Genomic DNA, 26,729 nt, shown 5'->3' with positions numbered 1-26,729 from the left:
AAAGCCATGAGGATTACAATGAGCAAATAATATATCTAAGCGCTGTAATTTTTAGAAAAGAAGATCAGATTGTCAACCATTCTTTGTGACGGAGAAAGATCTATCTTTTTAATTTCATTTTTAATAAAGGTAAAATCCGAAAGGTCGTTTTTTAACTCTTCATCTAAACTCAACGAAATTTCAATCTGTTCATTCTCTTCAGAATTCGTCTCGCCGTAGACATATTTAATTAAATCATCTTGGGTAATTGTTTTGATCATAGGCTATATTGTGTTGTTTCAGCTTTTTTCTGAGATTAATTAATGCATATCTCATTCTGCCCAGAGCAGTATTTATGCTGACATCAGTAGCCTCTGCTATTTCCTTGAAACTCATATCGGTAAAGTGTCGCATAATTAATACTTCCCTCTGTGCTTTAGGTAACGTCTTAATTAGCTCTCTTATTTTCTTATGGGTCTCTTTATTTATTCGATTGGATTCAACGGAGTCTTCGGCGAAGGCCAAAGAATTGAAAATATTGCCTCCATCTTCCGTAATGATGGTTGGATTGCGTTTTTGCTTTCTGAAATAATCAATCGCAAGATTGTGGCTTATTCTCAATAACCAGGGCAAAAATTTACCCTCTTCATTGTATTTTCCGTTTTTAATGGTTTTGACGACTTTTATAAATACGTCCTGAGACAGATCTTCTGCTACGTAGCGATCTTTAACAATAAGAAAAATGGTGGTATAAACCCTGTTCTTGTGTTTCTCTAGTAATATCTTAAAAGCCTCTTCATCACCGTTCTTATAAAGCGAAAGGAGTTGTGAATCTTCTATTTGATAGTTTTTCATCTCGTATGTCACAAATTGGTAACGTAGAGCTTTATATCATAGAGTGTTTTTAGGGTTAAAATTTTTAGAACAAATTCAAAGGTGATTAAACAAAATGACAATGTCAAGTATTTATTTTTTGTTCATTTGCGAAATTAAGATCGAATTTAGCCTAAATCTTACATGCCGGAAACAGCAATTACAAAGAAAAAACCACTGGAAAGCCTTGATCCTAAGGATTTTATCATCATAAAAGGGGCCAATGTCAATAACCTCAAATCCCTGGATGTGGCCATTCCAAGAAATAAGCTAATCGTAGTCACCGGAGTATCGGGTTCCGGAAAGTCTTCTTTGGCTTTTGATACGCTCTTTGCAGAGGGGCAACGTATGTACGTTGAAAGCCTTTCTTCCTATGCCAGGCAGTTTTTGGGCCGAATGGAAAAACCGGAGGTGGATTATATCAAAGGCGTGGCACCGGCCATTGCCATTGAGCAAAAAGTGAGCACAAAAAATCCAAGGTCCACCATTGGAACCAGCACGGAAATCTACGATTACATGAAATTGCTTTTTGCGAGAATAGGGAAAACATATTCTCCCATTTCCGGTGAAATCGTGGAAAAACACAATGTGGAAGATGTGGTGGAATTCATCAGCTCCAGAAAAGAAGGCGAGCGATTTGTCATTACTACGCCCTTGATCAAACGAAAAGGCCGAACAATATCGGATGAACTCAAAATCCTTTTGTCAAAAGGCTATACCAGGGTGCGTTTAAATGAAAAGGAGATTTCTTTCATAGAAGATATGATCGAAAAGGGCGAAAAACCCAAACACGAGGAAGTGGAAATCATCATCGACAGAGATGCGGTAAAAAAGGAAGATGAAGATTTTCTTTTTCGCCTGACGGATTCCATTCAGACGGCATTTTTCGAAGGAGAGGGCAGTTGTTTTATTGTTATCGATGATCAGAAACACGAATTCAGTGAGTCTTTTGAGGCCGACGGGATGGTTTTTGAAGAACCCAGCGTCAATTTCTTTTCATTCAATAATCCCTACGGGGCCTGCAGAAAATGCGAAGGTTTTGGCAAAGTTTTGGGTATCGATCCCGATCTGGTCATTCCCGATCACTCGCTTTCGGTATTTGAAGGCGCCGTGGCACCCTGGAAAGGGGAGACCTTAAAGAAATGGAAAGATAATTTTGTAATTGCGGCCGTTGAGAAATACGATTTTCCTGCGCACAGGGCCTACAGCGATTTGAGCGAAGAAGAAAAGACCCTGCTTTGGGAAGGCGCTGATGGGGTAAAAGGAATAAGTTACTTTTTTAAATTTATTGAATCCAAACTGCATAAAATTCAGTACAGGGTTCTTTTGTCGCGATACAGGGGAAGAATGGAATGCCCGGATTGCCGTGGCACCAGGCTGAGAAAAGACGCCTCCTATGTTAAAATCAATGATAAATCCATCACCGATTTGGTATTGATGTCTGTTTTGAAATTGAATGAGTTTTTTAACGAGATAGAACTGAGTGAAAACGAAAAGTCGATTGCAGAACGGCTTTTTAAAGAAATTCAGTACCGTTTAAAATATCTCAAGCAGGTGGGTCTTGAGTATTTGACCTTGAACCGTTTGACTTCAACACTTTCCGGGGGGGAATTTCAAAGAATAAAACTCGCCACCTCATTGGGTAGTGCCCTGGTGGGATCCATGTATATTCTGGATGAACCCAGCATAGGATTGCATCCCCGCGATACCAAAAGGCTTATAAATATTCTTAAACATTTGCGAGACTTGGGGAATTCAGTGATTGTTGTGGAGCATGAAGAAGAAATAATGCGAGCAGCCGATCAAATCATTGACATCGGGCCGGATGCTGGCGTATTAGGCGGGGAATTGGTTTTTCAAGGCACATTTGAAGCCATGAAAAAAGGCGAAAAAACCCATACCACAAGATTTTTATTGGGGGAAGAAACACTTCCATTAAATGCCAATCCTCGTCCATGGAAAAATAAAATAAGCATTAAAGGTGCCAGAAAACACAATCTAAAAAATGTAGAAGTCGATATTCCTTTAAATATCCTGACTGTGGTAAGTGGTGTGAGCGGAAGTGGAAAAAGCACATTGATTTCGGATATCATTTACCCACAATTGGGCAGAATGATAGATGGCATATTGCCTGGAAGCGGAGAAAATTCCATGATTTCGGGAGATTGGAAAAAAATAGGGCAGGTGGAATTTGTAGATCAGAATCCTATTGGCAAATCATCGAGATCAAATCCGGTGACTTATATCAAAGCTTACGATGCGATTCGGAATTTATACGCCGATCAGCAATTATCGAAGGCCAGAGCTTATAAACCTGCGTATTTCTCATTCAACGTAGATGGCGGGCGATGCGAGGAATGCCAGGGAGAAGGCACCATAAAAATAGAAATGCAGTTTATGGCTGACATTATCTTAAAATGCGATAACTGTAAAGGTAAACGATTCAAAAGCGATGTCCTGGAAGTAGAGTATAATGGCAAAAGCATTTCGGATATTCTGGAATTGACGGTGGATGAGGCCATCGATTTTTTTGAAAAAGAAAAATCCATAATCAATAAACTCAGCCCTTTACAGGAGGTGGGTTTGGGATACATCACCCTGGGCCAATCTTCCAACACGCTCAGTGGAGGAGAGGCACAAAGGGTAAAACTGGCTTCATTTTTAAGTAAATCGAGTAGTGCAAATAAAATCCTTTTCATTTTTGATGAACCTACCACCGGATTACATTTTCACGACATACAAAAACTTTTAAAATCCCTGCAGGCCCTGATTAATCAAGGCCATACCGTCTTATTGATCGAGCACAATCTGGATGTCATACAGTCGGCCGACTGGATAATTGATCTCGGTCCTGAAGGTGGTGATCATGGAGGAAAGGTCATATTTACAGGTACACCTGAAGCCTTAATAAAAAGCGAATCGGGTTATACCGCCTCGTTTTTAAAGGAAAAATATCAACAGGAATATGTATAGTCTATTAATCGACAGGGGGAATTCCAGAATAAAGGCGGCCATCGTTAAAAATGGTAGTAAAGACGTTTCCGATGCAAGGATATTCTCAAATTTTAAGGAATTAAAAGATTTTATTCAACAGGCAGGCCCCATCGATCAAAGCATATATTCGGATGTTCAAAAGAACAGCAAGGAATTGGAGGAAGTGCTTTATGAAAAGGGCCTGAACTTTATCCGTTGCAATTACCTGCTCAAATTGCCCTTTAAACTGGATTATCATACGCCACAAAGTTTGGGCGATGACAGAATTGCAGCAGTAGCTGCTGCCCATAGTTTATATTCCGGCAAAAATGTACTTGTCATTGATGCTGGAACATGCATTACCTACGATTTTCTTGATAACAAATCGGTTTATCATGGCGGGGCCATAAGTCCGGGCATCAAAATGCGATTTGAGGCCTTAAACAAAATGACGGGCAATTTACCTCATGTGGAATTTGAAAATGAAAAAATAAATTTTCCGGGTAAAAGCACACAAGATTCCATTAAAAATGGGGTATTGAATGGGATAATATTTGAAACGCAGGCTTTTATTGATGAATTAAACAATAAACATGAAGAATTAATCGTCCTAATTGGAGGCGGAGATAGAAAATACTTTGAATCTAATTTAAAAGGCAACATCTTTGCGCGCGAAAACTTAATACTGGAGGGTTTAATCAGTATTCTATCATTTCATGATTCTCATTAACAGGCTTTTAGCCGTATTATTTTCATTAGTATTTATACAGTCACTGATGTCGCAAGGCATTGGGAACTCGCCTTATTCCAGATATGGAATCGGCGATGTGTTAATGGAAGGCACAGTAAGAAATCAGGGAATTGGTGGTGCAGGAGTAGGATTACCCGATTACCGTTTTATCAATTTTCAGAATCCCGCACTTTTGAGTTTTAATAAGGTGGTGGGTTTTGAAGGAGGGCTTCTTTACCAATATAAAACAATGAAAACCTCCACCGAATCGCAACGCGCAGTTGGTGCCACACCTTCTTATGGCATTTTTGCTTTCCCAATTACAAAGCACTGGACCAGTTCGCTGGGAATTCGCCCAAGTTCGATCATTTCTTTTCAAAGATTATATTCAGAAACAGTTGTTGGTGATTCTTCAAATCAATTGCTTGTCAATGAAACGGGCAATGGGGGGATAAATACCGTATTCTTTGGAAATGGCATAGAGCTTCGAAAAAATTTATCCATCGGTGCCGAGGCATCCTATGGATTTGGCCGGCGGGAAGTTGAGAGCAGATTTGGTTTAAATCAGATAGATCCATTTTTTCAAAATGTACTTCTAAAGCGTGAAAATTACCGGGGTTTTGGATATAAACTTGGTGCTTTTTACAGCGTAAAACTGGATTCAATCGGCCGCACAGCATTGGGTATAGGCTTGACATACAAATCTAATATTGATTATAACACGGATGTATTTATTTCCGGTCAAACGCAAGCTCTCGGTTTATCACTAACAGAAGACACATTTCTAACCGACGACTATATTACAAAAGTGCCACAATCATTTACGCTGGGAATAGGACTGAAAAGGGCCAATGCATGGGGCGTTTCCCTGGACATTAATTACACCCCATGGTCGCAATTTGATTCAAATTTTGAAAACCCAAAAGGCATTGATGTGTTGAATTACAGGTTGGGCCTTGAATACGTGCCAAATTATCGCTCGGTAAGTAATGTTTTTGCACGGTCTATTTATAGAATGGGTTTGTACTACGATCCCTTTATGTTTGAACTGGATCAGGGCACATTTGATGAAATTGGTATGAATTTTGGAATGTCTATGCCTATAAACAAAATAAACTTCCTAAATATTGGTCTAACTATTGGAAGAAGAGGAACTTTGGAAAATAATTTGATTTTAGAAAATTTTGCAAGGGTTTCTTTTGGATTTACTATAAACGACCCAAATTGGTTTAGAAGATTTAAATTAGATTAAATAAAACACGCAGAAAATGAAATTTACTAAGATATTCATATTGATCTTTTTGGCAATATCTTACAGCTTAGAAGCGCAGATTCAATTGAATTGGCCCGAGGATAAAGCAAGGGCACAAACAGAATATACCCTGATGAATGATTTGATCAATTCGGATCAGGAAGATAAAGCACAAAAACACTGGAACTGGTTGTATACTAATGCACCGGATTTGGATAATTCATCCTATTCACTTTACAAGCAGGGAGAAAAAATATTCAATACCCTTGTAAAAAATACAGAGGACAAAGAACTTCAAAAAGCCTATCAGGATTCTGCCCTCTTAAATCTTCAGGAAAGAATAGACAGGGGTGATGACAAGAAAGAAGTCATGAATAGAATGGGTTATTTTCTATTTCCCTATTGGATAAACCGACCTGACAAAAGGGCTGAATTATTAGATAAGTATAAGGAAATACTGGATCTAAACGCTAACGATGCTTATTATATCAATGCTAAATATTACTTTAAAACAGCCTACTACAATGTTGAAACAGGCGCAAAATTAACAGATGAGCAGATCATTGAAGCCTATGACTTTGTGAATAACATTGTTGAATTTAACATTAATAAGGGCGGTAAAAATGTCGAAAAATGGCAATCGGTAAAAAATGAAATAGATAATGATCTTGCCAAATTGGTGGATATTGATTGTGATTTCATATCAAAAAATTGGGTGCCGAAATTCAAAGCGAACCCCGAAGATCTTAAAATGGCCAAGAAAATATTTTCGGGAATGCTGACGGCAAAATGTACGGATAACCCGGTTTGGCTTGAAGCAGGAGAGCTAATCAATAAAAACGAACCCAATTTCGGTCTAGCTAAAAATCTTGGAAGAAGGTTCCAGTCGGAAGGTGATTACGAAAAAGCGATATCCTATTTTGAAAGAGCTGTAGAAATGGCTAAAACACCACAGGATAAAGGTGAAGTCAATTATTACCTGGCATTGACTTATTATCAGAAAGGATCAAAATCAACCGCCAGAAATTATGCCTTTAAAGCAATTCAGGCAGACCCGGGTCAGGCAAAAGATGCTTATTCGCTGATTGGTGATTTGTATATGAACAGCTATAACGATTGTAAAGCGGAAAATATAGTTGATTCAAGGGCTGTCTATATTGCAGCTTATGACATGTACTCAAAAGCAGGAAATACAGACAAGATGCAAAATGCCAAGGCACAATTTCCGTCAATAGAAGAAATATTTACACAAGGCAAGAAAGAAGGTGACCAGGTTACCATTTCTTGTTGGATCAATGAAACAGTACAATTACAAAGAAGGCCACAGTAAAAAGGCACTCAAATTTTTTCAAATTGCAATAGCACATGCCGCGGTATGTGCTTTGCTGCTTTCATGCGGGGATCAGGATTTGAGCGAAAAAGATTTTCGTCCCTATGAAGGCCCCATTTCAATAATTGAAAACTTTGAACTGACCTACAGTGATTCGGCTAAGATCAAAGTCCGCTTAATGGCTAAAAAACAATTGGAATACGGCAACGGCGACAGGTTTTTTCCCGAGGGCGTTTATATTGAATTTTACAACAAAGAGGAAGTATTGGAAACCACCTTGCAAGCCAATAAGGGGAAATTGGATGGCAAAACAAAGATTTATACAGCCACAGGAGATGTGAAAATTCACAATTTAATTCAAAGCAAGTCGCTTTTTTCTGAAGAGCTGCACTGGGATCCCGCCAAAGAATTAATTTATACCGACAAGAATGTGATCATCATTCAGGACGGAGAAAAAATAACGGGAACCGGCCTTGAAGCTTCACAGGATTTTGAAACCTATGAAATCAAAAATCCCCGCGGTAGTATTTTAATAAATAATCCTGAAGATGAAAATCCCAATAAATAATGCCGCTTTATTGAAAAATTCTGGATTTAATATCACGAAATTGTAACTTAGAAAAGTATTGGATTTACAGATCGTATTTTTAGTAGTACTAATGCTGAGTTTTTCAGCCTTTTTCTCGGGTTATGAAATAGCCTTTGTTTCGGCGGATAAGCTCCACATAGAACTTCAGGGTAGTCAGGGCAAATTCTCCGACCGGATTTTGTCCAATTTTTTAAAGAAGCCTTCCCGGTTTATTGCCACGCTTTTGGTGGGAAATACAATTGCTCTGGTATTGTATGGCATATTAATGACGCAGCTCCTGGATCCATGGTTGAGGACCACCTTGCCGGTCTATGCAAATAATGAATTGATTTTATTATTGGTCAATACTATCATTTCCACGCTAATTGTTTTGGCTACGGCAGAATTTCTCCCAAAGAGCATTTTCATGATCAACCCTAACCGATTGATGGAGATTCTGGCCATTCCGGCTGTCGTTTTTTATTATGTATTATCTCCGCTTGTTTTTGTAATTGTTGGCATGTCGAAATTTTCAATCCGCAATATTTTGCGATTGGAATACGAAGAAGATAAACCCGTATTTGGATTGACAGATTTGAACAATTACATTTCAGAAATGTCAAAATCGGATGATGAAAATTCAGACGTAGATCCGATCATTTTCAACAATGCACTCGAATTTAAAACCCTCAAAGTAAGGGATTGTATGATTCCCCGCACCGAGATTAAAGCCATTGATATAGAAGATGGCGTAGAAGATTTGAAAGATGTATTTATAAAAAGCGGGCATTCTAAAATATTGATTTATAAAGACAGCATCGACAATATATTAGGCTATACCCACTCATCGGCTTTGTATAGGAAACCCAAGGAGATGGATGACATCATCACTGCGATTAATATCGTACCCGAAACGATGTTGGCCAATGACCTGATGGTTCAGTTTATCAATGAAAATAAAAGCATAGCCCTGGTAGTTGACGAATTTGGTGGAACTTCAGGAATTGTGACCATTGAAGATGTTATGGAGGAAATCTTTGGGGATATAAAAGATGAACACGATACCGAAGAAATGATAGAAAAGGTGATCGATGATAAGAATTATCTTTTTAGCGCAAGGCTTGAAGTAGATCATATTAATGAAAAGTACAATCTAAAAATGCCGGAAGGTGATTACGATACACTCGGGGGATTGATACTAAATGTAAATGAAGATATACCATCAATAAACGATGTGATATCAATTAATAATTACAAGATAACCGTCCTTACAATGGACAAAACAAGGATCGATACGGTGCGAGTAACCACGCTAAATGAAGACTGATCTTTTTTATCTTTTTAATAGTCTTTTGAAATCGTTCTAGAACTTATATTTTTGCGAGCCAAATAATCAGGGTAACATGGGAATTATCAATACATTAAGAGAGAAGATGGGCCGTTTTGTGGTCTTTGCAGTTGGTTTATCTATTCTGGCCTTTGTCGCTGCCGATTTGTTAGGGCCTAATTCTTCCCTTTTGGGAGGAGGTCAGCAAACCGTAGGCGTAATTGCTGAACAAAAAGTGTCCTATCCTGAATTTGTACAGGAGTTTGAAAGGTTAAAAACCAATTACTCACTTGCAAACAACGAAAGTCCGGGATCTGAAATTCAAAATCAGTTAAGGGAGCAGACCTGGAATAACTTTCTTATCAAGTATGCTTTTCAAAAAGAATTTGAGGCCATTGGGCTGGAAGTGACTGATGAGGAAAAAATCGATATGGTGCAAGGTGTAAATATTCATCCGAGCATTGTTCAGTCATTTACAGATGAGAATGGTCAATTTGACAAATCGCGAGTCATCAATTTTTTACAAAATTTTGACCAACTGGAACCGCAGATGCAATACAACTGGGCTCAGTTTGAGAAAAATTTAGGGCCTGAAAGAATGCAAAATAAAATGAATTCACTTTTACAGAAATCGGTATTCGTGAATAAGTACGAGGCGCTTTCCACACATATAAAAAGTGAGGCTAAGATCAATGGAAGATTTCTCTATGTTCCTTATTTTTCAATCGCTGATTCCACAGTTAAAGTAAGCGATGCCTTATTAAAAGATATTCTGGAGGAGCGGAGAGAAGAGTTTAAGAAAAGCGATAATTTTTCAATTGATTACATCACTTTTAAAGTTGAGCCAAGCAGTGAAGACTCACTGTATTTTGTTGAGGAAATGACCAGGCTGGCAAAGGATTTTGAATCTGTAAAAGATGACACTTCCTTTATCAAATTAAATTCTGACCTGTCAGAACTACCCACATTATATCGACCGGATCAATTGCCCGCGGAAGTAGCATCTAGAATTAATATGCTTGATTCAGGCGATGTTTTCGGCCCGATTGCCAATGCCGGAAATCTTGAGGTGTATAAATTGATGGGAACGGTTTCTGATACATCAGGAGAATACGCACAGGCAAGTCATATCTTATTTAAAACCGATGATGGAGAGGCGGAAGCAAAATCAAAAGCAAGGGGAATTTTAAGACAACTTCAAAATGGTGCTGACTTTGCAGAAATGGCGAGAGAACACAGTGAAGGACCCAGTGGTCCAAACGGTGGTGAATTGGGTTGGTTTGGAAAAGGCCAAATGGTAAGCGAGTTTGAAAATGCCGTGTTTAATGCAAAAAGTGAGGGTGTCATCAATGAATTGATAAAAACCCAATTTGGGTATCACATCATTAACGTAACAGCCACAGCGTCCAAAGAGAAGTACCTGGTTGGTAAAATCACAAGGGAAATTACACCAAGTGATGAAACAGCAAATGAAGTGTTTAGAAAAGCCGATGTCTTTGCTGCAACCGTTAGCTCGCCCGAAGAATTTTCATCTAAAGCAGAGGAAATGGGCTTAAGCGTGCAATCTGCGAGAAATATTGGCAAAAATGACAGAACCATCAATGCGCTCAGCAATATTAGAGAAGTGATACGATGGGGATTTTCAGATGCATCTGCCGGCGATATTTCAGAAGTATTTGAAACCGGTGATCTATTTATGATTGCATTATTGACTGAAAAAAATGAAGAAGGCTATGCCGATCTTGAAGACGTCAGAGAAAGGATAATGCCAATCGCTCTGAAAAAAGTAAAAGCCGATGAAATTATAAAGCGATTAAAAGAACTAAATATTGAAGATTTGGACGATGCCGCAGAATCCTACGGAAGCAGCGCCAGTGTATATGAGTTAAACGGGACCAGCTTTAATACAAATACGCTCACAGGTGCCGGATTTGATCCTGCCGCAGTTGGATTGGCATTTGGAATGGAAGCCGGTGATAAATCAGAGCCATACCAGGGAGAGAATGGCGTATTGGTCTTTGAAATTAACGATGTACTGCCGGCCAATCCTGCAGAAGACATCAATAGTATTAAACAAAATCAGGTTCAACAAAGAATGGCTTCAGTGCCAATCGAACTTTCAGAAACGATAAAAGAAAAAGCGGAGATCGAAGATAATAGATTCCGCTTCTTCTAGATTTTATTAAAAAGCAATTAAAGGTCGATCTTATTCAAATGATAGGATCGACTTTTCTATTATATCACAGCATTCGTGCAATTGTTCTTCTGTAATTATCAATGGAGGAGCAAACCTGATCTTATTGCCATGTGTGGGTTTGGCCAGCAATCCGTTCTCTTTCATTTTCATGCACATATTCCAGGCCAATTCACTGTCTTCTTCCCCTTTAATGACAATTGCATTTAAGAGCCCTTTGCCGCGTACCAGTTTAACAAGATCAGTTCTGGAAATAAGGTCATTCATTCTATCACGGAATACGTGCCCTAATTTTTCGGCATTTTCGGCCATTTTTTCATCGATTATCACCTGAAGGGAAGTTTGCGCCACAGCACATGCCACAGGGTTTCCTCCAAAGGTAGAGCCGTGCTCTCCCGGGCCAATGGTCAACATCACTTCATCGGATGCCAAAACCGCAGACACAGGGAATACCCCTCCCGAAAGTGCTTTTCCGAGAATTACAATATCTGGTTTTACACCTTCGTGGTCAGAAGCCAGCATTTTACCCGTACGGCCAATACCGGTCTGAACTTCATCGGCAATTAATAGCACATTGTATTTTTTACAAATTTCATGGGCTTTTTTGAGATAGCCTTCATCGGGCACAACAACGCCTGCTTCGCCTTGTATAGGTTCTACCATAAAGGCACATACATTGGGGTCTTTCAGTCGTTCTTCCAGAGCCTCCAGGTCATTGTAAGGGATGACATCATAACCGGGCATAAAAGGTCCAAAGCCCTCATAACTTTTTGGATCATCCGATGTAGAGATTGCCGCCAGGGTTCTTCCCCAGAAATTGCCATTTACAAAAATAATTTGGGCTTTATTTTCAGGGATTCCCTTCTTTTCATAGCCCCATTTTCTTGCGAGCTTGTTGGCAGTTTCCCCTCCTTCTACGCCTGTGTTCATTGGAAGTACGCGGTCATAGCCAAACAATTCTGTAATGTATTTTTCAAATGGGCCCAAGATGTCATTGTGAAATGCGCGCGATGTAAGAGTAAGCGTTCTGGCTTGGTTGACAAGTGTATCAACAATTTTTGGATGGCAATGCCCTTGATTTACTGCGCTGTAAGCTGAAAGAAAATCGTAATATTCATTTCCTTCAACATCCCATACTTTAACTCCTTCACCCCTGTGAAGCACAACCGGCAATGGATGATAGTTAAAAGCGCCGTACTTGTGTTCCAGCTCTATCGCCTCTTTAGATGAGATTTTTGTGTCAATCATATTTTTACTTTTTCGTCTGTGGTAAATTTCTATAATTCGTTTGTGAAAATGAAAGAAAATGTAGAAACAGTTCCCTTTCATTTACATTTACTTATTCTATGTAAAATATTGCGTTAAAGTTTCATTATTTCGGATTTTTTACGACTTTTGCAAGCCCGAATTAAAAAAGCTATTAAAAATGGCAAGAGTTTGCGATATATCAGGAAAGAGACCGAAAGTTGGAAACAACGTTTCTCATTCCAATAACAAGGTTAAGAGAAAATTTTATCCGAATCTTCATAAGAAGAAATTCTATTATGAAGAGGAAGACAGATGGTTAACCTTAAAGGTGACTTCATCAGTTTTGAAGACAATTAATAAAAATGGTCTTCACGCTGTAATAAAAGAAGCAAAAGATAAAGGAACATTGAATACTAAAGCTGTTTAAACAGAAAAACAATGGCTAAAAAAGGAAATAGAATTCAGGTGATATTAGAGTGTACAGAGCACAAGGATAGCGGTAAGCCGGGTACTTCCAGATATATCACTACGAAAAACCGAAAGAATACAACAGAAAGATTGGAATTGAAGAAGTTTAATCCAATTCTTAAGAAATACACTGTTCACAAAGAAATTAAATAATCATGGCTAAGAAGACTGTAGCAACGCTAAGAACTGAGAAAACCAACCTTACTAAGATTATTCTAACAGAGAAATCTGAAAAAACAGGTGCTTATACTTTCAGAGAAGTAATTGTAGCAGCTGAGAATGTCAAAAAATACGTAAACTAAATAAGGTTTTACAATAATTTGAAAGTCCCTATCTTTTAGGGACTTTTTTTGTTTAAAGCGATATGGGAATTTTCGGATTTTTTTCCAAAGACAAAAAGGATAAACTTGATAAGGGACTGGAAAAGTCCAAAGAATCAATTGTCGGTAAACTCAGCCGTGCAGTTGCCGGTAAATCAAAAGTCGACGAGGATTTTCTGGATAATCTTGAAGAAATATTGATTAGCGCTGATGTTGGTGTCGCCACTACGGTTAAAATCATTGAGCGACTGGAGGAGCGGGTAGCCAGAGATAAGTTCATGAATATGGATGAGCTCAATTCCATTTTAAAGGAAGAAATTTCAGGGCTTTTTGATCTTGGCGTAAAATCAAATCCTGATTTTTATGCAAATCCCGAACGGAAAATTCCTTTTGTGATGTTGATTGTAGGGGTTAATGGTGTTGGCAAAACGACAACTATCGGAAAACTGGCCAGTCAGCTAAAAAGCGAAGGAAAAAAGGTGGTAATTGGTGCTGCGGATACTTTCAGAGCGGCGGCAGTGGAACAAATAGAAATGTGGGGAAGTCGTATTGATGTGCCGGTGATATCACATGGAATGGGCAAAGATCCTGCCTCTGTTGCTTTTGATACCGTAAAAAGAGCAGTTGATGAAAAGGCCGACATTGTCTTGATCGACACGGCGGGAAGGCTTCATAATAAAGTCAACCTGATGAATGAATTGTCCAAAATCAAAAGAGTAATTCAGAAATTCATTCCGGAAGCGCCACAGGAAGTCCTTTTGGTATTGGATGGCAGCACGGGCCAGAATGCCTTAAATCAGGCTCAGGAATTTACAAAAGCCACCCAGGTGACCGGAATCGCAATTACAAAGCTCGACGGTACGGCCAAAGGTGGCGTGGTACTTGGCATTGCAGACCAGATGCAGATTCCTTTGAGATATATCGGAGTGGGAGAGGGTGTTGAAGATTTGCAGGTATTCAATGCTTCTGAATATGTCGACTCACTTTTGGGTTAATGCGAAATAATTGAAAACAAAACTTAAAAATAACAAGGTCAATATCATCACATTAGGTTGTAGTAAAAACCTGGTTGATTCGGAAAATATTCTTACCCAATTGCGGGGTAATGGCATTGATGCCCATCATGAATCAAAAGAGGATGATTCGGAGATTGTAATAATCAATACTTGTGGATTTATTGACAACGCCAAACAGGAATCGGTAGACACAATTTTGAGATATGCGGATGCCAAAGCACAGGGTGAGGTATCTAAAGTGTTTGTGACAGGTTGTTTATCTCAACGTTACAGGGATGACCTCGAAAAAGAAATCCCCGAAGTCGATGCTTTTTTTGGTACTATGGAATTGCCATTACTCCTCAATCGATTTAATGCGGATTATAAACACGAGCTAATTGGTGAGCGTTTGACGAGTACAGCAGGACACTATGCCCATTTAAAAATTTCCGAAGGTTGTGACCGACCCTGTTCTTTTTGTGCCATCCCATTAATGCGGGGTAAGCACCGGTCCGTGCCAATTGAAGATTTGGTTTTACAGGCCAAAAATCTGATAAAAAACGGGGCAAGAGAATTGCTTCTCATCGCACAGGACTCGACCTATTACGGTTTGGACTTGTATAAAAAAAGAAATTTGGCCGAATTACTTGAGAAACTTGCAGATGTAGAAGACCTGGAATGGATTCGGTTGCATTATGCTTTTCCGAGCGGTTTTCCTGAAGATGTATTAGAAACCATTGCCAAACACAAAAACATTTGCAATTACCTGGATATTCCACTTCAACACGCTTCGGACAATATGCTCAAAATTATGAGGCGAGGGATAACCGCCAAAAAAACCGATGATCTGATAAAAAAATTCAGAGATACTATTCCCGACCTGGCCTTGAGAACCACTTTAATTTCAGGTCACCCCGGTGAAACCGAGGCAGATCATCAGGAAATGCTTGAATTTGTTGAAAAACACAAATTTGACAGACTGGGAGTATTTACCTACTCGCATGAAGAAGATACACATGCGGGCGATCACATGATTGATGATGTGCCCGAAGACCTTAAAGAAGAACGACTTTCGGAAATAATGGAATTGCAGGAGGGCATCTCTGCAGAATTAAATAAAAAGAAAGTCGGAAAGACATTTAAAACGATAATTGACCGAAAGGAAGGCGAATATTTTATAGGAAGAACAGAAGCGGATTCACCTGAAGTAGATAATGAAGTTTTAATTTCAGCACAGGATTCCTATTTAAAGACCGGCCATTTTTATGAAGTTAAAATAGAAGCCTCTGAATCATTTGATCTTTATGGCAAGGCTGTAAAAGCATGTTAAAACTTTTAGAATCTATATCGTACAGAGATACCAATCAGTTTCCCGCACTATTTCTGGACTATGTCGATAAAAAGGAAGAATTAAATTATTTCTATAAATACTATCCGGATTTAAAAGGATTTCAACAACTTATAGAAGAAAGATCATCTTTCGATTCAGGGAAAAGGGAAATCCTTAAAAACCACTTTTTCAATCAATACGATGGCATTGAAATTCATGAAAACGTCAAAGAGAATATTGAAAAATTATCATCACCGGATACTTTTACCCTGACTACGGGTCATCAGTTAAATTTATTTACCGGGCCGCTTTATTTTATTTATAAAATTCTCACCGTAATCAATTTGGCGGAAACATTAAAAAAAGAGTTTCCCGATAAGACTTTTGTACCCTTATACTGGATGGCATCTGAAGATCACGATTTTGAGGAAATACAGTATTTCAATTTTGATGGGAAGAAATACAGATGGGAATCGGATCAAAAGGGCGCGGTAGGTAGATTTTCACTGGATAAAATTCAAGACTTTTTAAAAACGCTGCCTGTTCCTGAAGTTTATAAATCTTTTTACTCAGGAAGTTCTTCCTTAGCCGAAGCACATTTAAAACTGGTGAATCATCTATTTGCTGAGTATGGCCTTGTGGTATTGGATGCAGACTCGAAAGAATTAAAAGCGTCATTCGGTGATATAATTAAAAATGATACGGACTCGAAAAGTAGTTTTGTAAATACGGACCGAAGTACAAAAGCGCTCAAGAAATTGGATTACACTACACCGGTTAATCCAAGGAAAATCAATTATTTCTATTTGGCAGATGGACTAAGAGAAAGAATTGAAATTAATGGCGATGAATTTTACTACGACAGCAATACTGAAGTACAAAAAATCATTATTGGCGATTTAATTAAAAATGAACCTGAAAAAATATCACCCAATGTAATAAGCAGGCCTCTGTACCAGGAATACATATTACCAAACCTGGCTTATGTCGGGGGACCTTCTGAATTGTCGTATTGGCTTCAATTGAAAAGTACCTTTGAATCTTTGAATATAAATTTTCCTTTGCTTGTTCCCAGATATTCAGCGAGCTTAGTCAGTGAGAAAGCTTTGAAAAAACTAAAAGAAATTGGGCTGGATCATCTGAAAACGCTTTTTGAAGAAGAACGCGTGGTGCTGAAAAAACTTTTAATAAAGAACGATCTTCTGGATGGTGATAAACACGAAAACTGGACCAAAGAGATTGAAAAACTATTTCACACCATTAAAGAGGAAGCCGAAAAGAAAGATAAAACATTGGGTCCGAGTGTAGAGGGTAGAAAAATGAAAGTGCTGAAGGAATTGAAAAAAATTCGCACAAAAATGGAAAGCGCTGAAATAAGAAATCAGGAGATACTAAGAAATCGATTCTACTTTGCAAAAGATGAGCTTTTCCCGGGAGGCAGTTTTCAAGAGCGTTTTGACAACGTTTTTGAATATCTGGCCGAGAATGAAAGTTTTATTTCTGAGCTAAAGCAGAATTTTAGAAACCCTTTCAATTTTACACATACTATTTTTAAAGCATAAAAAAACCCCGACAGACCCCGCATTTATTGCCGGGGTTCGGGGTTTTAAATAAATCAATAGAAAAATCTATTACTCGATTATAAGTTTTTGAGTAATCTTATTCTCACCGGATCCAAGTGTAACAAGGTAAATACCTTTGCTTAGATCGCTAATATCCAATTGGAAAGCATTTTCACCATTTCGAATTTCCTTAGAAATAAGTTTCATGGACTGTCCGATCATATTGGCAATATTGATCTGAATTTCACCGGAGGCATCAGAACTAAATGCCAAGGTCACATTGCCCTGAGCCGGGTTCGGATAAAGTGCAAAAGATGCTTTCTCTATTTGATCTTCCAATCCTGTAACGAATGGGAAAGGCATAGTAAGAACCGTCAATTTATTCTCAGATGTTACAGGGAAAGGATCATTCAAGAACGGACCTGCGTAATTATCATGCTGGAACAGACAATAAACATTACCATCTGTTACTCTTTTAATGGTTGCAGGATAAGCTTCTTCTCCTACTGTACCATCAGTTACATCATTGGCAAATAATGCTGAGCCAACATTTACAGGATCTGACCAACTCATACCATTGTTTTTGGATTGAAGATAGTATAAATCTCTTCTGTATCTGTTGTCAAACGGATTGTTATCTGAACCTGCACAAACTCCGGAATAGATAATTCCAAGATTGCCATTGCCATCTGTAAAGATGCCCGGATGGCTAAACATTCCAGTCGTATAGCTTCCAAAATCATCAGAAACAGTCGGATAAACTCCCATTGTTGTCATGTCCGGTACAGAATCGAACAATACATAAGCAGAGTAATCAGCTGTGTCATTCACATCAAATCCTACCGGCATAGTTGAATTCCAATACCAAAGACCTCTGGTAGCAGGATACCATGAACTGGCGCTAAGACTTCCCGGATCAGTTAATACTGCGGTAATTCCACCCGTACAGTGAATCGTACCATCATTGCCAATTAATCCTCTTACATCAGCATGAGGAGTTAAAACCTGATAACCGCCTGAAGCTGAATCCAATGCTGCATTTACAGTATCAAAAATATGAATTGTAGTACAAGTAAAGGTATTTCCTCTATCGGTTGATAAATACATGTTGACGTTGTTAGGGTCAGTACCTGTGAAGGAAGCATTACCACCTGCCACTATTAGGAGCGTGTCTCCTTTGGCATCCAGATCAACAGCATCTTCAGTTGTTTCTCTTAGTGGACATCCGGAAACCGAATCAAAAGCAAAATCCTTAACACTCCAGGTGGCTCCGGCATCATCTGATCTGCCGAAATACATTGTACTACCATTTGAATAGGTTGTGTAAATCGTATTTCCTTCAGCAGTAGAATGATAAAAGGTCACTCCCGTTCTAACGTGTAAATTACCTCCTCCAAGATCACTTGGAGTATAATCCGAAGCTCCTTTGGTAGAAGTATACAATCTATCTGTGTGCGCAAAAATGGCCTCACCGGTTCCTGCAATTGGAGCTATTGAAGGCCAACCTACTCTTTTTTCAGCCAAACCATAGCCGGTATTATTGGAGTCACCTGGTACCCATGCCTGTGCACCGGCATCGTAATAGTTATATCCAATTCCTCGTAAAGCATTACCAGGGTCTCTAATAGTATCTACTGCCTTTGTCCAAACCACCTGGATGTTTCCGGCATCATCCTGATAAATTCTCTGTTGCATACCACCGTTGGTCTGATAATCATACCAGGTATAACCAACCGTATCACCGTAACTGGGAATAGCAGCACTTTTTAAATAGGAGCCTTTTGCTATGGGTAGTACTTCATTTCCTGTTTTAATTTTATCTGTTTTTGGAACAGCGTTCTTAAAAATTGAAGGATTTGTTCTCGTTAATTGCGCAAAAACGCACAAATTGACAAACAAAACCAAAGTCAAAAAAGTAAATAATTTTTTCATAGTTATAATTTTAATTCCAATGATTATTAAAATTAATTATTTAAATCAATATTTTAATAAATGGCATAAAAAAACCCTGATCCCTCAACATCAAATGCCAAGTTATCAGGGTTTATTTTAAACCTGACTAAGAATTAGTCTATCACTAGTTTTTGAGTGATTTTATTTGCACCTGTTCCAACTGTTACAAGGTAAATACCCTCGTTCAAGTCAGAAATATTCAATACATGTGCATTAGAACCTTTTACAATATCAACTTCAACAGACTTAACTGTTTGGCCAATCATATTTGAAACAAATATTGTTGTATTGCCATTAACTTTTGATTCAAAAGAAACAGTAGCATGGGCATTGGCCGGATTAGGATAAATATTCAGGCTTTCTTTGGCGATTTCCTCATCTATACCAGAGATTAAAGCCGGGTCTAATCTTAAAACAGTCATTTTATTTTGTTCAAGTACAAGAGCGCCCTGAAGTGAAGTTCCAGCATAATTGTCATGTTGGAAGAAGATCAAAAGATCGTTCTGTACCCTTTTAGGAGTTACACAAAATGCTTCTTCACCTACAGTACCATCTGTTACATCGTTCGCAAATAACAGACTTGCTACGTTTTTGAATGTCGACCAGTTGGCACCACCGTCACCGGATTTAGCAACATATATATCTCTTCTATATTGAGCGTCAAATGGATTATTGTCTGAACCAGCACAAATTCCATCAAATGCTATATATAAGTTACCGGCAGCATCTTCACTAACAGTCGGGTGAGCAAACATACCAGTTACATAGGTACCGAAATCCGCACTTGCAGTTGGATAAGAACCCATTGTAGTCATATCAGGAATAGAGTCAACTAATACATGAGCTGCGTAGTCAGCAGGATCATTTAAATCAAATCCGGCAGGCATATCAGAATTCCAGTAGTAAATGCCTCTCGCAGTTGGGAAATATCCAGCAGTGGTTAAATCACCTGGATTGGTTAAACCAGCAACTACTCCACCAGTAATGTGAATTCTTGAATCCTCACCTATTGTAACTCTCATATCTCCCTGAGGACACTCAACAACATATCCTCCAGAAGCCGTATCTAATTCAGCATTGATCGTATCAAACACAGCTACAGTAGTCACAGAGAACGTTGCTCCTCTATCAGTAGATAGATAAAGAACAAGATCATTTGGTGTAACGCCACCGTATCCTGTATAACCACCTGTTACAATAGCAACAGAGTCACCCTTTGCATGAATGTCATAGCCATCAGGTACAATTGTACCTCTCAAAGGAGTTCCATAAACTGAATCTATGATTACATCAGCGATTGGCCATGTGGCTCCACCATCATCGGTTCTTGCGAATGCCAATGATACGCCATTATCATATAATACATAAGCGGATGCACCTTCACCATAAGAATGATAGAAAAGCGGACCTGCTGTTAAATCAGCGGATAAGTCTACAGCTGTAACTGCCGAAGCACCTTTGGTAGAGTTAAGTAGTCTGTTGGTATGAGTAAAAATATGCTCATTTGTTCCATCAGCATTAGCTATTGAAGGCCATCCAACTCTTTTATCTGCTAATCCAAAATTTGTATTATTTGAATCCCCTGGTATCCATGACTGAGTACCTGCATCATAATAATTATAACCAACACCTCGGTTTGCATTGGCTGGATCTCTTATAGTATCAAGAGCTTTGGTCCAAATAACCTGGATGTTACCAGAAGCATCCTGATAAATTCTGTTTTGCATTCCCTGGTTAGTTTGCAAGTCATACCAGGTATAACCAACGGTATCACCATAGGAAGGAATTGCAGCATTGCTTTTCATAACAGAAATTTTAGAAAGATCTAAAAATTCATAACCTGTTGCAGGCGACATTGTAGCCGGTACCGCTTCTTTGAAAAGCTCAGGATTTGTTCTTGTTTGCTGGGCGAAAACGCCTAAACTAACAAATAACATTAATGTCAATAAAGTAGTAATTTTTCTCATAATCGATTTTTGGTTGATTTCAGGCCTCAATATATAAATTTTGTTGCAAAAAATTATACACAATTCCATAAAAAAACCCTGATTCTTCTCCCGATCCCGAATAATTCGAGAATACCGAGAATCTAAATCAGGGTTGATTTTCAATAATTAGTTGAGATTACTCGATAACCAATTTTTGAGTGATTTTGTTAGATCCAGTTCCAAGTGTAACAAGATAAATACCTTCGTTTACATCTGAAAGGTTGAGAACAACTGTATTGCTTCCTTTTACGATTTCAGCCTTAACTATTTTAACAGTTTGGCCAATCATGTTTGAAACAACAACATTTGTATTGCCTTTTACATTTGATTCAAATGAAACGGTAGCAGTCCCGCTTGCAGGATTAGGATAAATATTAAGACTTTCCTTGGAAATTTCTTCTTCTATTCCACTAATCAATGCAGGGTCAAGACTTAATACAGCCATTTTATTTTGTTCAAGAATAGGCTGATCATCAGTCAAAGTAGGTCCTGCCCAAGAATCGTGCTGGAATAAGATTTTGATATCCCCTTGTACTCTTTTTGGAGTAACCGGATAAGCTTCTTCTCCAACAGTGCCATCTGTTACATCATTGGCGAACAATAAACTAGCAACATTGGCAGCAGAAGACCAATTCATTCCACCATCACCTGATTTCATGGCATAAAGATCTCTTCTAAATCTATTGTCAAATGGATTGTTATCCGATCCTGCACAAATTCCGGAGAATACTACAAAAAGATTGCCCATTGCATCTTCGCTAAAGCTTGGGTGACTGAATGAACCTGTCACATAATTACCCTGATCTGCAGATGCAGTAGGATAAGATCCCATTGTTGTCATATCAGGAATTGAATCAACCAGTACATAAGTGCTGTAATCTGCAGGATCATTGATATCAAAACCAGCAGGCATATCTGAATTCCAGTACCAGATACCTCTTGCTAATGGGAACCAAGAGCTCGAAGTAAACGCACCTGGGTCAGTCAATGTGGCCATAACAGAGCCACCTAGGTGAATTCTTCCATCGGCACCGATCAGTACTCTTACGTCGGCATGTGGAGTTTCAACAATATAACCACCTGAAGCAGTATCCAACTCAGCATTAACTGTATCAAAAACGTGAATAGTTTGTGATGACCAGGTAGCACCTCTGTCAGCAGATAAGAATAATACAACATCATTTGGATCAACTCCGGTAAATGCGGCATGACCTCCGGTTACGATGGCAATTGTATCTCCTTTTACATCCAGATCCCAACCATCAGTCGCGATTGGTCTTAGGAAAGTACCGGTTGCGGTATCAATAGAAAAATCAGATATCGCCCATGTAGAACCACCATCATCAGATCGAGCAAAAGAAAATAGATTGCCATTGTCATAAGCAACATAAATTGAATTGCCCTGACCAACAGAATGATAAAATAAAGTTCCATCATTCAATACTCCGGTTAAATCCACTGTATTAACAGCTGAAGCACCTTTGGTAGATGTATACAGTCTGTTTGTATGTGCAAAGATGTACTCATCTGTACCATCAGTATTTGCTATTGAGGGCCAACCAACTCTTTTGTCAGCTAATCCATAAGCTGCATTATTTGAATCACCGGGAATCCAGGTTTGTGTACCCGCATCGTAATAATTGTATCCAATTCCTCGTAATGCGTTGCCCGGGTCACGTATAGTATCAACTGCTTTTGTCCAGATTACCTGAATATTACCACTGGCATCTTCATAGATTCTGTTTTGCATACCTGCATTTGACTGATAGTCGTACCATGTATAACCAACAGTATCCCCATAAGAAGGAACGGATGCCGGAGTTTTTAAATATGAACCTTTAGGAATATCAATCCTTTCATATCCATTTTTAAATTGTTCAGTAACGGGAACAGCTTGTTTGAAAATTCCGGGATTGGTTCTAGTCAACTGAGCTTGCACGCTCAATGTTAAAAAGGCCAACATTGAAAAAACTGTAATAATTCTCTTCATGATTAATTTTAATTTAGTTTAAATGAAATGTAAAAATAATTTAAGGTGCAATAATGTACAATTCGAGTGAATATTTATTTTGACCTCAGTTCACACATTTTGCAAGACCGTAAAGTCACTGGTCTAATTACAAATTTAAATGATAATACCCTAAATCAACAATTAAATTACAGTTGTTTTTGTCCGAGAAACATTTCCCTTTTTTTTCCAAAGCCTTTTTCTTTGATCAAATCAAATCCTGCGGATCTAAGATGTCTTTTATATTGCCCGCTTGCACAATATGAGACAAGTATCCCCTTGTTTTTCAGCAATTCAAAGGCCTTGGTTAAATTTGAAAGACTCCAGATGTCAGACTGTCGTGAGGGTGCAAAAGCATCATAAAATATTATATCCACATGTTCTTTCAGACTTAATATTTCAAACTCCTCAATTTTCTCATTGACTAATTGAAATCTGAATAAATCTTCAAAGGCAATAATATCGTTCTGTTTGGCAGCGTGCATTTTGTTAAAGACATCAGAATTCCGCTTAAACAAAAGATTATTTTTTAATAGAAATGCAAGAATTTCATTTTCGACAGGGTAGGGTTCCAGGGCAAAATAATTGATGCTTTTATTGTTTTTTAGCGCCCATTCATAAGCCAAAACAGCATTCATCCCACTTCCAAAACCAATTTCAAATACACTGATTGAATTTAATTTTTTGTCAAGCCTTTCCAAACCGTTCTGAATGTATACATATTCAGATTCACTTTGAGCACCATCCATAGAATGGTAATGTTCATTGAGTTCCGGATAGAACAATGTGTAGGAATTATCTTCGGTTTTGACCGCTTTTAGATTTCTATTTTTCATACAATAGACAAACCGCCTGGGCTGAAACTCCTTCTTCACGGCCTTCAAAACCCAATTTTTCAGTGGTTGTAGCTTTTATGGATATATCCTCTACATCAATGTGCAGAATTTCCGCAGTCACTCTCTTCATTTCTTCTATATAATCCATGACTTTTGGTTTTTGCAAACTCAGGGTAACATCGATATTTCCTATTTCATAACCCTTATCATTGATAAGTTTGGCAACTTCCGATAGAAGTTTTTTAGAGTCTATGCCTTTGTATTTTGGATCGGTATCAGGGAAATGAAAACCGATATCTCTCAGATTTAGTGCTCCGAGCATCGCATCGCAAATAACATGCAGTATTACATCGGCATCCGAATGCCCCACTGATCCTTTGAAATGTGGTATTTTAATACCCCCAAGCCATAATTCTTCATTTTCCGCAAGGCGGTGAACATCATAACCAAGTCCTACCCTAATTTTTTTCATCATCTCTCAAAAATAAAATATCGTTTCAAATTTTTTGGCTATACCTTTCCTTCTAATTTTGAACCTGCAAAACACGCCTATGGAATTTGAAATAAAGGGAAAAAATAAGAAACTCTTAATAACACTTTACACCGAACTTCTGAAACCACGATTAATAGAAGAAAAAATGCTCATTCTTTTAAGACAGGGCAAAATTTCAAAATGGTTTAGCGGCATTGGTCAGGAGGCGATTTCAATTGGAAGTGTGCTGGCCTTGTCAAAAGATGAATTCATTCTACCCATGCACCGCAATCTTGGAGTATTTACGGGTCGTGGAGTCGAGTACGGGCAGTTGTTTTCACAATTTCAGGGTAAAGAAACAGGTTTTACCAAAGGCCGTGACAGGTCTTTTCATTTTGGAAGCAAAGAGCACAATATAGTGGGCATGATTTCCCATTTGGGGCCTCAACTTTCTATTGCCGATGGGATTTCGCTCGCACATAAAATTAATAAGGATAAAAAAGTTTCGCTTGTATTTACCGGAGACGGTGGTGCGAGCCAGGGTGAGTTTCACGAAGCCTTAAATGTAGCAGCGGTCTGGCATTTACCGGTCATATTTGTGATTGAGAACAACGGGTATGGATTATCCACACCTAGCGAAGAACAGTTTAAGTTTAAATCATTTGTCGATAAGGGGCCGGGTTATGGAATAGATGCAGAAAGCATAGATGGAAACAACATAATTGAAGTTTACGAAACCATTAAAAAATGGGCTCAATCACTGAAAAATAATCCGAGGCCTGTAATAATTGAGGCCAACACATTTAGAATGAGGGGTCATGAAGAGGCTTCTGGCACAAAGTATGTTCCCAAAAAACTAATGGACCACTGGGCAAAAAAAGATCCAATTGCCAATTTTGAAAAAGCTTTACTCGATCATGGGATTATCGATGAAAATTTTATTTCCACAACTCGCAAAAAAATTAACGAAGATATTAACAAAGGTCTTGAATCCGCCTATGCTACTCCGGCTATAAGTTCGGATGAAATTGGAGAAACCAAAGATCTATTCAGCGAATATAAATTTAAAAGTGTAAGCCCGAAAACAAAGAATAAAGAAGAAAAACGATTGGTAGACGCCATTCGTGAAGGCCTTTATCAGAGCATGGAAAAATTCCCCAATTTGATTTTGATGGGGCAGGATATAGCTGATTATGGAGGCGTATTTAAAGTAACTGAAGGGTTTCTTCAAAAATTTGGAAAGGAAAGAGTAAGGAACACACCTCTTTGTGAATCTGCAATAATTGGAATTGGATTGGGCCTGTCAATCATGGGAAAAAAAAGCATGATTGAAATGCAATTTGCAGATTTTGTAACCTGTGGCTTTAACCAGATTATAAACAATCTTGCCAAAATTCATTACCGTTGGAGTCAAAATGCTGATGTGGTTATTCGTATGCCCACCGGTGCCGGTGTAGGGGCAGGACCATTTCACTCGCAATCCAATGAAGCCTGGTTTTTTCATACGCCCGGATTAAAAATTGTTTATCCTTCTACACCATATTATGCCAAAGGTCTGATGATAAGCGCAATAGAAGACCCCAATCCCTATTTGTTTTTTGAACATAAATATTTGTACCGATCAATCAATGAGGAAATACCGGTTGACTATTACAATGTGGAAGTTGGGAAAGGACGTATTGCAAAAGTAGGAAATGAAATAAGCATAATTACCTATGGGATGGGCGTACATTGGGCTTTACAGATTGCAGATGAATACGAAGACGGATTTATTGAAGTTGTGGATATGTATTCCCTTTTGCCCTGGGATAAGGAATTGGTAATGAAAAGTGTTTCGAAAACGGGGAAAGTACTCATCTTGCATGAAGATACATTAACCGGGGGCATAGGGGCAGAGTGGTCCGCTTGGATATCCGAGCATTGCTTTGAAAAACTGGATGCACCTGTTATTAGAGTGGCTTCGCTGGATACTCCGGTACCATTTGCGGCAAATCTTGAAGAAAACTTTTTGCCAAAGGCACGCTTAAAAGGTAAATTAGCAGAACTTATTGCCTATTGAAGCTCAAACTCAATAAAAATATAGCAATTTTTTCATCGCTCATCCTGCTTTCCGGATGTGCATGGGGTCGTTATCCCTGTCCTGACCCCGTAAAAGAAAAGAATTCAGAAAAAGACGGAACAGGAATTACACTTATTGAAGTGAAGCGAGATAAAAAAGGAATACTTAAAAAGAAACAGCCAAAGAGAATTAAACGTAAGTAACCATTCTGAACTCTAGAATCTTACATATCGCCACAATGTTTTTGTTTATATCTCTTTCTGC

General features: G+C 38.5%; 23 protein-coding genes. 15 read left to right on the top strand and 8 right to left on the bottom strand.

Going from position 1 to position 26,729, the window contains the following annotated elements:
• Positions 1-35: 35 nt before the first annotated feature.
• The gene (locus HZR84_05805; protein ID QNL21465.1) at positions 36-260 is read right to left on the bottom strand and encodes a hypothetical protein; all 225 of its coding nucleotides are present in this window, start codon (positions 258-260) and stop codon (positions 36-38) included.
• On the bottom strand, positions 235-834 hold the full coding sequence (locus HZR84_05800) for a sigma-70 family RNA polymerase sigma factor (GenBank protein ID QNL21464.1): 600 nt from the start codon (positions 832-834) through the stop codon (positions 235-237). The genes HZR84_05805 and HZR84_05800 overlap by 26 nt, the downstream gene beginning before the upstream one ends.
• 162 nt (positions 835-996) lie before the next feature.
• Here HZR84_05800 and uvrA point away from each other — a divergent pair, with 162 nt between their 5' ends.
• The 7 genes from uvrA to HZR84_05765 all read left to right on the top strand — a co-directional run bounded on the left by uvrA (position 997) and on the right by HZR84_05765 (position 11,208).
• Positions 997-3,825: an excinuclease ABC subunit UvrA gene (gene uvrA / locus HZR84_05795; protein QNL21463.1), complete on the top strand. Its 2,829-nt coding sequence runs from the start codon at positions 997-999 to the stop codon at positions 3,823-3,825.
• Positions 3,818-4,555, top strand: a complete 738-nt coding sequence (locus tag HZR84_05790; protein QNL21462.1) for a type III pantothenate kinase — start codon at positions 3,818-3,820, stop codon at positions 4,553-4,555. Before uvrA ends, HZR84_05790 begins: the two co-directional genes overlap by 8 nt.
• Before the next feature lie 46 nt (positions 4,556-4,601).
• Positions 4,602-5,807, top strand: coding sequence for a hypothetical protein (locus HZR84_05785; GenBank protein QNL21461.1), 1,206 nt, complete (start codon positions 4,602-4,604; stop codon positions 5,805-5,807).
• A 16-nt stretch (positions 5,808-5,823) separates the two neighbouring features.
• A complete protein-coding gene (locus tag HZR84_05780) occupies positions 5,824-7,137 on the top strand; it encodes a tetratricopeptide repeat protein (protein ID QNL21460.1) in 1,314 nt (437 codons plus the stop codon).
• Entirely contained in the window at positions 7,103-7,705 is a 603-nt protein-coding gene (gene lptC / locus HZR84_05775) for an LPS export ABC transporter periplasmic protein LptC (GenBank protein ID QNL21459.1), read from the top strand. The genes HZR84_05780 and lptC overlap by 35 nt, the downstream gene beginning before the upstream one ends.
• Before the next feature lie 58 nt (positions 7,706-7,763).
• Positions 7,764-9,032 carry an HlyC/CorC family transporter gene (locus tag HZR84_05770; GenBank protein ID QNL21458.1) on the top strand — a complete coding sequence of 423 codons (1,269 nt, stop codon included), beginning with the start codon at positions 7,764-7,766 and terminating at the stop codon, positions 9,030-9,032.
• Positions 9,033-9,108: 76 nt separating this feature from the next.
• Positions 9,109-11,208, top strand: coding sequence for a peptidylprolyl isomerase (locus HZR84_05765; GenBank protein QNL21457.1), 2,100 nt, complete (start codon positions 9,109-9,111; stop codon positions 11,206-11,208).
• Positions 11,209-11,238: 30 nt separating this feature from the next.
• On the opposite strand, the gene rocD is transcribed toward HZR84_05765, so the two are convergent.
• Positions 11,239-12,474: an ornithine--oxo-acid transaminase gene (gene rocD, locus HZR84_05760; GenBank protein QNL21456.1), complete on the bottom strand. Its 1,236-nt coding sequence runs from the start codon at positions 12,472-12,474 to the stop codon at positions 11,239-11,241.
• 178 nt (positions 12,475-12,652) lie between these two features.
• Between rocD and HZR84_05755 the strand changes: the two genes are divergently transcribed.
• The 6 genes from HZR84_05755 to bshC all read left to right on the top strand — a co-directional run bounded on the left by HZR84_05755 (position 12,653) and on the right by bshC (position 17,149).
• Positions 12,653-12,901 carry a 50S ribosomal protein L28 gene (locus tag HZR84_05755; protein QNL21455.1) on the top strand — a complete coding sequence of 83 codons (249 nt, stop codon included), beginning with the start codon at positions 12,653-12,655 and terminating at the stop codon, positions 12,899-12,901.
• A gap of 11 nt (positions 12,902-12,912) precedes the next feature.
• Positions 12,913-13,095, top strand: a complete 183-nt coding sequence (gene rpmG, locus HZR84_05750) for a 50S ribosomal protein L33 (protein ID QNL21454.1) — start codon at positions 12,913-12,915, stop codon at positions 13,093-13,095.
• Positions 13,096-13,097: 2 nt separating this feature from the next.
• A complete protein-coding gene (locus HZR84_05745) occupies positions 13,098-13,244 on the top strand; it encodes a DUF4295 family protein (protein ID QNL21453.1) in 147 nt (48 codons plus the stop codon).
• Positions 13,245-13,306: 62 nt separating this feature from the next.
• Positions 13,307-14,257, top strand: a complete 951-nt coding sequence (ftsY, locus tag HZR84_05740) for a signal recognition particle-docking protein FtsY (protein QNL21452.1) — start codon at positions 13,307-13,309, stop codon at positions 14,255-14,257.
• 10 nt (positions 14,258-14,267) lie between these two features.
• Positions 14,268-15,587 carry a 30S ribosomal protein S12 methylthiotransferase RimO gene (gene rimO, locus HZR84_05735; GenBank protein ID QNL21451.1) on the top strand — a complete coding sequence of 440 codons (1,320 nt, stop codon included), beginning with the start codon at positions 14,268-14,270 and terminating at the stop codon, positions 15,585-15,587.
• Positions 15,581-17,149 carry a bacillithiol biosynthesis cysteine-adding enzyme BshC gene (gene bshC / locus HZR84_05730; GenBank protein ID QNL21450.1) on the top strand — a complete coding sequence of 523 codons (1,569 nt, stop codon included), beginning with the start codon at positions 15,581-15,583 and terminating at the stop codon, positions 17,147-17,149. Before rimO ends, bshC begins: the two co-directional genes overlap by 7 nt.
• Positions 17,150-17,218: 69 nt before the next feature.
• Here bshC and HZR84_05725 read toward each other — a convergent pair whose 3' ends face one another.
• From HZR84_05725 to HZR84_05705, 5 genes are all read right to left on the bottom strand, one after another.
• Positions 17,219-19,081, bottom strand: coding sequence for a T9SS type A sorting domain-containing protein (locus HZR84_05725; protein ID QNL21449.1), 1,863 nt, complete (start codon positions 19,079-19,081; stop codon positions 17,219-17,221).
• A 134-nt stretch (positions 19,082-19,215) separates the two neighbouring features.
• Positions 19,216-21,069: a T9SS type A sorting domain-containing protein gene (locus tag HZR84_05720; protein QNL21448.1), complete on the bottom strand. Its 1,854-nt coding sequence runs from the start codon at positions 21,067-21,069 to the stop codon at positions 19,216-19,218.
• A 157-nt stretch (positions 21,070-21,226) separates the two neighbouring features.
• A complete protein-coding gene (locus HZR84_05715; protein QNL21447.1) occupies positions 21,227-23,080 on the bottom strand; it encodes a T9SS type A sorting domain-containing protein in 1,854 nt (617 codons plus the stop codon).
• Between the two features lie 167 nt (positions 23,081-23,247).
• Entirely contained in the window at positions 23,248-23,934 is a 687-nt protein-coding gene (mnmD, locus tag HZR84_05710; protein ID QNL21446.1) for a tRNA (5-methylaminomethyl-2-thiouridine)(34)-methyltransferase MnmD, read from the bottom strand.
• Entirely contained in the window at positions 23,924-24,406 is a 483-nt protein-coding gene (locus HZR84_05705; GenBank protein ID QNL23203.1) for a 2-C-methyl-D-erythritol 2,4-cyclodiphosphate synthase, read from the bottom strand. The genes mnmD and HZR84_05705 overlap by 11 nt, the downstream gene beginning before the upstream one ends.
• A gap of 79 nt (positions 24,407-24,485) precedes the next feature.
• On the opposite strand from HZR84_05705, the gene HZR84_05700 reads away from it, so the two are divergent.
• Both HZR84_05700 and HZR84_05695 read left to right on the top strand, forming a co-directional pair.
• The gene (locus HZR84_05700; protein QNL21445.1) at positions 24,486-26,465 is read left to right on the top strand and encodes a dehydrogenase; all 1,980 of its coding nucleotides are present in this window, start codon (positions 24,486-24,488) and stop codon (positions 26,463-26,465) included.
• Complete coding sequence (locus HZR84_05695) at positions 26,462-26,668, top strand: hypothetical protein (GenBank protein ID QNL21444.1); 207 nt, start codon at positions 26,462-26,464, stop codon at positions 26,666-26,668. Before HZR84_05700 ends, HZR84_05695 begins: the two co-directional genes overlap by 4 nt.
• Positions 26,669-26,729: the final 61 nt, after the last annotated feature.

The sequence above is a fragment of the Hyphobacterium sp. CCMP332 genome, from assembly GCA_014323545.1.
Lineage (GTDB): Bacteria > Bacteroidota > Bacteroidia > Cytophagales > CCMP332 > CCMP332.
Note: the sequence above shows the minus strand (reverse complement) of the source record. Positions and strands in the feature narration are given on the sequence as shown.

Excerpts from the sequence above, each read along its gene's own strand:
- HZR84_05705 (QNL23203.1), bottom strand. The coding sequence starts at position 24,406 with ATGAAAAAAATTAGGGTAGGACTTGGTTATGATGTTCACCGCCTTGCG.
- HZR84_05800 (QNL21464.1), bottom strand. The coding sequence starts at position 834 with ATGAAAAACTATCAAATAGAAGATTCACAACTCCTTTCGCTTTATAAG.
- uvrA (QNL21463.1), top strand. The coding sequence starts at position 997 with ATGCCGGAAACAGCAATTACAAAGAAAAAACCACTGGAAAGCCTTGAT.
- HZR84_05790 (QNL21462.1), top strand. The coding sequence starts at position 3,818 with ATGTATAGTCTATTAATCGACAGGGGGAATTCCAGAATAAAGGCGGCC.
- rocD (QNL21456.1), bottom strand. The coding sequence starts at position 12,474 with ATGATTGACACAAAAATCTCATCTAAAGAGGCGATAGAGCTGGAACAC.
- HZR84_05720 (QNL21448.1), bottom strand. The coding sequence starts at position 21,069 with ATGAGAAAAATTACTACTTTATTGACATTAATGTTATTTGTTAGTTTA.
- lptC (QNL21459.1), top strand. The coding sequence starts at position 7,103 with ATGAAACAGTACAATTACAAAGAAGGCCACAGTAAAAAGGCACTCAAA.
- HZR84_05745 (QNL21453.1), top strand. The coding sequence starts at position 13,098 with ATGGCTAAGAAGACTGTAGCAACGCTAAGAACTGAGAAAACCAACCTT.
- HZR84_05805 (QNL21465.1), bottom strand. The coding sequence starts at position 260 with ATGATCAAAACAATTACCCAAGATGATTTAATTAAATATGTCTACGGC.
- ftsY (QNL21452.1), top strand. The coding sequence starts at position 13,307 with ATGGGAATTTTCGGATTTTTTTCCAAAGACAAAAAGGATAAACTTGAT.
- HZR84_05755 (QNL21455.1), top strand. The coding sequence starts at position 12,653 with ATGGCAAGAGTTTGCGATATATCAGGAAAGAGACCGAAAGTTGGAAAC.
- HZR84_05700 (QNL21445.1), top strand. The coding sequence starts at position 24,486 with ATGGAATTTGAAATAAAGGGAAAAAATAAGAAACTCTTAATAACACTT.
- HZR84_05725 (QNL21449.1), bottom strand. The coding sequence starts at position 19,081 with ATGAAAAAATTATTTACTTTTTTGACTTTGGTTTTGTTTGTCAATTTG.
- HZR84_05715 (QNL21447.1), bottom strand. The coding sequence starts at position 23,080 with ATGAAGAGAATTATTACAGTTTTTTCAATGTTGGCCTTTTTAACATTG.
- HZR84_05780 (QNL21460.1), top strand. The coding sequence starts at position 5,824 with ATGAAATTTACTAAGATATTCATATTGATCTTTTTGGCAATATCTTAC.
- mnmD (QNL21446.1), bottom strand. The coding sequence starts at position 23,934 with ATGAAAAATAGAAATCTAAAAGCGGTCAAAACCGAAGATAATTCCTAC.
- bshC (QNL21450.1), top strand. The coding sequence starts at position 15,581 with ATGTTAAAACTTTTAGAATCTATATCGTACAGAGATACCAATCAGTTT.
- HZR84_05765 (QNL21457.1), top strand. The coding sequence starts at position 9,109 with ATGGGAATTATCAATACATTAAGAGAGAAGATGGGCCGTTTTGTGGTC.
- rpmG (QNL21454.1), top strand. The coding sequence starts at position 12,913 with ATGGCTAAAAAAGGAAATAGAATTCAGGTGATATTAGAGTGTACAGAG.
- HZR84_05785 (QNL21461.1), top strand. The coding sequence starts at position 4,602 with ATGTCGCAAGGCATTGGGAACTCGCCTTATTCCAGATATGGAATCGGC.